We start from the raw sequence: 6,101 nt of genomic DNA, 5'->3' as shown, positions 1-6,101 counted from the left end.
GGAAAGGACAAAGAGATCCGCTCCGAGATTTCCCGCGCTGTCGACGCGAGCCCGAGCCTGCGCAACAAGAAAGACCTTATCGACGCCTTCGTCGACGACGTGTCTGTTGACAGTGCGGTGGATGAGGAATGGCAGGCATTCGTCGCCAAAAAGTGCGGCGAGGAGCTCGACGCGATCATCAACGCTGAAAGCCTTCACCCGGGTCCCGCGCGCGACTTTATGCAGTCGGCGTTTCGCGAAGGCATACTGCGCACCTCAGGCACCTCGCTCACGAAGGTGCTGCCGCCCGTGTCACGGTTTGCGGCCAAAGGTGGCCACAGTGAGAAGAAGCAGCGCGTGATTCAGCAACTCCAGGCATTCTTTGACAGGTTTTACGGCCTAGTTAAGGCGGAGGAACAGTAGTGGCCTTGGGGGTTTTCCCGGATGGAGGCAAGGTAGGTTGCGTGCACGACATCGAGAACCTCCAACACCAGGACATCGCCTTCGACGAGTTCGTCCGTGCCCGCCGGGGCTTTTTGGAGGTGGAGCTGCCGGCTGGCTCCGGCGCGGGTCAATGGAGAAAATGTGTGACTGGCTCGGGCGTATCGCGGGACAGGCACACATTTTGTTCATTACCCCCCACATTCAGCTCTCAAGCACTTACTCCGAAGGCGCACATCGAAAGTGGCCCACCGATTCAGAATCGATGGGCCACAAGTGCCTTTGGCTGCTAATGGTCCCTTCCGTTGGGATCAATCACAGCGAGTGAGACTTACTCACTGGATCCAGAGGACATGCTGTCGCCTGGGGTGCACGAATCAGCAATAATGCTGAGGGCGGCGAGACCGATCGCTACGGCTGCTGCTCCGCCGAAGATACGTCCTGCATCTGCACCCATACCCTTGCTGAAATCATTCACAGCGCGAGCAATCTCGGGGTTGTGGATGCTGAGGGCATTTTGCAGCTGAGTATTGCCGTCCTTCAGCGCTTGCTGCACCTGCTGTGCCAGAGGAGTCAGACCAGGGATGTTCATCTGGCTTCCCATTCCCAACGGGACCAGCAGAACCAGCGGGATTGCGAACGCGGAGACGGTGGCAACGCAGCGACCGTTTAGGCCGGGCTCACCGGGCTCACCGGGCTCACCGGGAGGGCCCTGCGGACCTTCGGGGCCCTGCGGTCCTGGTTTGCCCACGGGAACGGTGACCTCGGTTCCGTCGGAGAACTCGATGGTTACGCTGCCATCTTCATTCTCAATCTGGTTGACGATAGTGATCGAGTCACGCTCTACGACTGTCACAAGCCCGGTGATCTCGTTGAAATACCCATTCGGGTAGTCAACCCGTACCGGAACGGCGATGTAGTTGCCCGTCTTCGCATCTGCGGGCGGGGTAACGGTGAGGTCACCTGTGGACTCATTGAGTTCGTACTCCCAACCCTCGAGAGCCGGGTCGGTGATTGGATCGCCGTTCAGCGTGTATGTGGTGCCCTCGGGCAGCGTGGTGTCCTGGTTCTGCTTGAGGGTAACCGAAACGCTGGGGTTAGTGATGGCGTGGAAGTAGCCGGGCTTGTGATCCAGCAACACGACGAATCGGTCGCCGACATTCCCGTCAACGTTGTAAGCCTCCCAGGTGGCTTCGTCGTCGCGTGGCCGAGCCTTCAGCTGGATCTCCAACTTGTCCGTTAACGCGCGCACACTCGGGTCGGCCTTAATGAAAACAGTTCCATCGGGAGCGACCTCTACCTCGACGCCCTCAACCTTGTCGTTAGTGCGGGGTACGTAGGCCACACCGTACATACGAGCGTGGTCGTTCGTGTCACCATTCGTGACAAAGGCACCGGTGTTCTGCAGGGAATTATTTGTAGCGATAACGCGTGCTGCGGATGCGCTGACACCGAGCGGCTGGCAGTCGATGTTTTCCTGCGGCCAGGGAAGAACGGTGGTGTTCAGCGTCAGAGCTCCGGTGGCACTGTTGTTGCCTACGACCGTACCTTGCGGTCCAAGGGCGTACCACATGGCGGCATTTGTGGCCGATGGCCCCCATCCTTTGCTGTTGGCGTTGAGATCGCCGAGGTGCGCGGTGAAACTGCCGTTCTCTCCGGGGGCCGGCTCGAAGGACTTGGTGATGGGAACGGTATGAATGTCGACGGGGATCGGGTCAGTGTGAGCGCTGACGCTGTAGTCACCCGGAATGCCACTCGTAGTGAAGTCAATGCTGGTGTTTGTCATCCATCGTTCTGCGATGCCGTACGTACGAACCCAGGGACGGAAATTCGGGGACCCATCGCTTCCCCTCCAGTTCTGCACTCCGATGGATACGGTGCCCAAAAGTCCTTTGTTGTTCTGCGCACCGTGAGAACCAGTTGGATCTCCCTCAACCGTGACCTTCGAGGAGGTGGATAGAGATGCGGTGCACGAACCGTTGGTCTCGACGGGAGGAGAAACAGGGTTAGCAGGAAGCGCGTTGGCCGCGGGAACAGCAGTTGCCGTCGTGAGCGCAAGCGCGACTGCGATACTTGGCGAGATAAGACGTTTTACAAGCATACGTTTACCTTAGGTTAAGCTGCCCCGCAGCTTCAATGAAGCTAAGCCAGTGTCACGGAAAAGGCATCCATATATGACCCGGGACGTGGATCGAAATTTGCCTTTATAGATTTCCTGGCGGCCCAAGCGGCGTGACCCGGGAATGTGGTGAAGTAGCCCCGTACGTGGGGATGCTGGAAAGCGAGCCTGGCTTCGTAGGTGTTCGAGCCTCGAGGCACTCTGCGTTTGGACTGTGCACGCATTAGAGACACCGTGTATCGAGAAGGAACCTCTACGAAACAATGAACACTATTCGCCGCGCAGTGCTTGTAGTAGCGCTGCTCAACCTCACGTACTTCTTCGTCGAGTTTGTGGCGGCGGTGGCGATTGGATCTGCGGCCCTGTTCGCGGACTCGGCGGACTTCCTCGAGGACACCGCAATCAACCTGCTGGTCTTCTTCGCTGTGGCGATGTCGGCCCGTGGCCGCCGCGTGATGGGGGCGGTGCTGGCTTTCCTCATTCTGATCCCGGCGATTGCCGCGTTGGTGACTGTCGCAGGCAAGATCGCAAATCCTGTCCCACCCGAGCCGGGCTCGCTAACCCTCGTTGCTATCGGCGCACTTGCGGTCAACGCTGTGTGCGCTTTTATCCTTCTGCGCGTGCGCAATGCTGGTACGTCGTTGGCGACGGGGGCGTGGCTGGCGGCGCGCAACGACGCGCTCGCCAACGTGCTGATCATCGTCGCGGGAGTTCTTACCTTCGTCTGGCCGACTGCGTGGTTCGACATCGTGGCGGGACTCATCATCGCTGCCATCAACATCGGAGCGTTCATCGAGGTGTGGCGCGAATCCCGTGAGGAGCATGACTCCGTCGAGGAAGCGTTCGCGGAGATGGACGACTAGCGGTAGTACGTGGGTGTATTCAAAATCGGCAGCGCTCCGGCAGGGTCAGATAGGAGCGCTTCAGAACCTTTGGATGGCGTGAGCTCGGTTGGTAGACCTAGTGAGCAGTGGTTCGCACATTTTTGACCCCGCGTAGGTGGTTTCTAATTGAGTTACGTGCGGGTTAGACACAGAGAGTTTGTCCCTTTCCCACATACCCACTGCTCAGAACATTTAGTATCGGGCCAAAACAAGCCTTGCACTCCTACCTCGGCCCGAAAACCGCTAGATATGCCAACTTCAGTCCCTTGGGCTACCACCGAGGTGCTGTCCACTAACTCCCGGCGCTGGTTCCGGTTCCGGTTAAGAACGCAAGGCTAAGAATGCGGGTTTTTCCGGACTATTCGTGGATTCTTAGCCTTGTGTTTTTAGCTCGAGCGGAGGGGGGGCTGGGGAGGCGTCGATAAGCGTGCTCACACCGACCGCAACGTACGCGAAAACCCCGCCCGCGGGGTCGCGGACAGGGTGCGGCGTGGGGTGTTAACTAGCGGCGCGGCAGCGTGGCGAGTGCGACACCCGCAGCGGCAAGCCAGGAGTCCTTGGCCAGTGCCGTACCACTCTGGGAGGGGCGGATGCCGTCCTCGCGGGTCATGTCCGGGTTGCCGAAGTACATCGACAGCAAGCCCGCGGAGAAAGCCGTAAGCCCGAGCCCGACGAGGCGGTTCGGGATGAAGGGGAGAAGCAGCGCGGCGCCGAGGGAGGTCTCAGCCGTAGCGAGCAGCTTGGCAAAGTTCTCGGCGTCCATCTCCTTGACAAACGGCAAGCCCGTGGCAGCCATGCCCTGGAGGCCTTCGGCGGTCTCCCGGTCGGCGCTGAACTTGCCTACGCCGGAGTTGAGGATGAAAAGGCCGATGGGGGCGCGCAGCGCTGCGGATGCAACCTTGCAGCTGGCGGAGTCCTGAGCAGTGTTGATGCCGGTCGGGATGAGCTTCAGCGGGTTGAACATGGTTCCTCCTGGATTAATTGGTGACGTATCAACATGATAAGGCGGTTACGCGGACGGCGCAACCGCTCCTACACCAACGCTACGCGTGAATACCGCTATGCGCGCGGCGCGATTTCGTCCTCCACAACCCACTTGTGGTTCTTCATGGTCATGCCGTCGGTTGCGAAATCGACCATGTACACAGTCTGATCGGTCACTGAGTCGATCGTCGCCGTCGCACCCGCCATGCCGGGCATGTGGTCTGCGTTGAGCGTGACAACGGAACCCTCGGAAAGCTCGCCGTCACCGACGACCTCTTCCTGCACAACCCATTTGTGGTTAGTCACGCGCGGGCTGCCGTCGGTGGGGTCGTAGCTCACGGCGAAGGTGTTCGTGGAGTAGGCCCCGACGATGGTGGCGTCAGCGCCTTCCATGCCGGGCATGTGATCGCCGGTCAGGGTGACCTCGGTGCCAACGGGGTAGGTCGGGTTGGTGGCCTCGACCATGCCGGCGGGGGCGGGGCCGCCGTCGGACGGGTGGTCCCCGTGGTCGTGGACGTGGCCCGCTTCAGCAGCAGCGCTCGAGCTGGTTTGCGTGCTCGTCGCTGTGCTCGTCTCAGCGCTCGAGGAGACCTGTGTCGAGGCCGTCTCTCCCGCGGGCGAGCAGGCGGCGAGGGCGAGGGCCGAGGCCGCGACGGCGGCGGTGAGGGTGCGGTTCATGGAACGCTCCTTTGCTAGACGGAAACCATTGCCAACAATGGCAACTGTGGTGCCCACCGTACCCCGGCCGTACCCCCACGGGGTATCAAACGCCAGGAGCGTGGAAAGAATCACAACCGCAGCCCACCAGCCTGGGGGCGAAAGGAGGGTTAGCGGGTGCCTCGGCGCTGGTCGTCGTCAAGCGTGTCCAGCGTGGACAGCTGCGCATCGATGGAGCTCAGAAGCTCCTCGTCGCGCTCCGCCGGCTCCTCGCCGAGCGGGCCGGCGGACCCGACGCGCGCCTCGCGGTCGTCCTCGGTGGTGGTGGAGTAAACCAGCGTCGCGTTGCCGCGCTCGTCGGTCTCCGTGCGCGGAGCCATCGGGCGGAACGTGATGTCGTCGTTCGTGCCCAAGCGGTCCTTGACCAGGAAGGTGTACACGGCCCAGCCGATGCCGCCGAGTGCCGCGGCGCCAGCGAGGATGGCGGCGGCCTTTGCGGCGCCCGAGTTTCCGCGGTTCGCTTTGGCCTCGGCCTTGAGCTGCTCAATGCGTGCCTCGCGCAGCGGGGCGGAGGCGTCGAACTCGGTGCGGCGGCGCGCAAGGCGGGCCCGGGAGGAACGGGTGATGTCGCCGGCCTCGGCGCGCGCGGCGTTGTACACGCCCTCGAGCTCCGGCACGTCGGCCAGGTCCTCGATGCTGTCGATGTCGTCGTTCTTGATGGCATCGACGATGGCGTCGTAAACCTCGCGCTGCTTCTTGTCGTCCAGCGAGCGGAAGTAGCCCAGGGCGGAGCCGGCGGCGCTCAGCGCCAGGCGTGCGGTCATGAGGTTCATGGTGTCTCCTTGTTACTTATCACTGCCTAACTGGGTGCAATCCTAGCCGCCCGCACGTTTCCGGGGGCGCGAAAAAGTGAACAGAGCTGTCCATTATGGGCCGTTCACTGGGCATTAATATTCAATTCTGCACACGTCATGACCTGCGTGGATAGCAAAAAGTAGACAGAGCTGATTGTTTCAGGTTTTCGGCCTCCTTATGTT

6 protein-coding genes are annotated in these 6,101 nt (G+C 61.1%); 2 read left to right on the top strand and 4 right to left on the bottom strand.

Annotation, left to right across the window (positions count from 1 at the left end; translation table 11 throughout):
* On the top strand, positions 1–402 hold a 402-nt coding region (locus tag VVR41_RS08585; protein WP_409338300.1), incomplete at its 5' end, for a type I restriction endonuclease subunit R, EcoR124 family.
* A gap of 349 nt (positions 403–751) precedes the next feature.
* Here VVR41_RS08585 and VVR41_RS08580 read toward each other — a convergent pair.
* A complete protein-coding gene (locus VVR41_RS08580) occupies positions 752–2,206 on the bottom strand; it encodes a YPDG domain-containing protein (RefSeq protein WP_368524406.1) in 1,455 nt (484 codons plus the stop codon).
* A gap of 596 nt (positions 2,207–2,802) precedes the next feature.
* Between VVR41_RS08580 and VVR41_RS08575 the strand changes: the two genes are divergently transcribed.
* Positions 2,803–3,402: a cation transporter gene (locus VVR41_RS08575; RefSeq protein ID WP_368524405.1), complete on the top strand. Its 600-nt coding sequence runs from the start codon at positions 2,803–2,805 to the stop codon at positions 3,400–3,402.
* Positions 3,403–3,925: 523 nt separating this feature from the next.
* Here VVR41_RS08575 and VVR41_RS08570 read toward each other — a convergent pair.
* The 3 genes from VVR41_RS08570 to VVR41_RS08560 all read right to left on the bottom strand — a co-directional run bounded on the left by VVR41_RS08570 (position 3,926) and on the right by VVR41_RS08560 (position 5,897).
* Positions 3,926–4,387: a hypothetical protein gene (locus VVR41_RS08570; protein WP_368524404.1), complete on the bottom strand. Its 462-nt coding sequence runs from the start codon at positions 4,385–4,387 to the stop codon at positions 3,926–3,928.
* 95 nt (positions 4,388–4,482) lie between these two features.
* Positions 4,483–5,085 (bottom strand): YdhK family protein, encoded by a 603-nt coding sequence (locus VVR41_RS08565; RefSeq protein WP_368524403.1) that lies wholly within the window; start codon positions 5,083–5,085, stop codon positions 4,483–4,485.
* Between the two features lie 149 nt (positions 5,086–5,234).
* Positions 5,235–5,897, bottom strand: a complete 663-nt coding sequence (locus VVR41_RS08560; protein ID WP_368524402.1) for a hypothetical protein — start codon at positions 5,895–5,897, stop codon at positions 5,235–5,237.
* Positions 5,898–6,101: the final 204 nt, after the last annotated feature.

It is taken from the genome of Corynebacterium sp. LK2510 (assembly GCF_040946405.1).
GTDB lineage: Bacteria > Actinomycetota > Actinomycetes > Mycobacteriales > Mycobacteriaceae > Corynebacterium.
The sequence above is the reverse complement of the archived record's forward strand: the minus strand, read 5'-3'. Positions and strand labels throughout refer to the sequence as shown.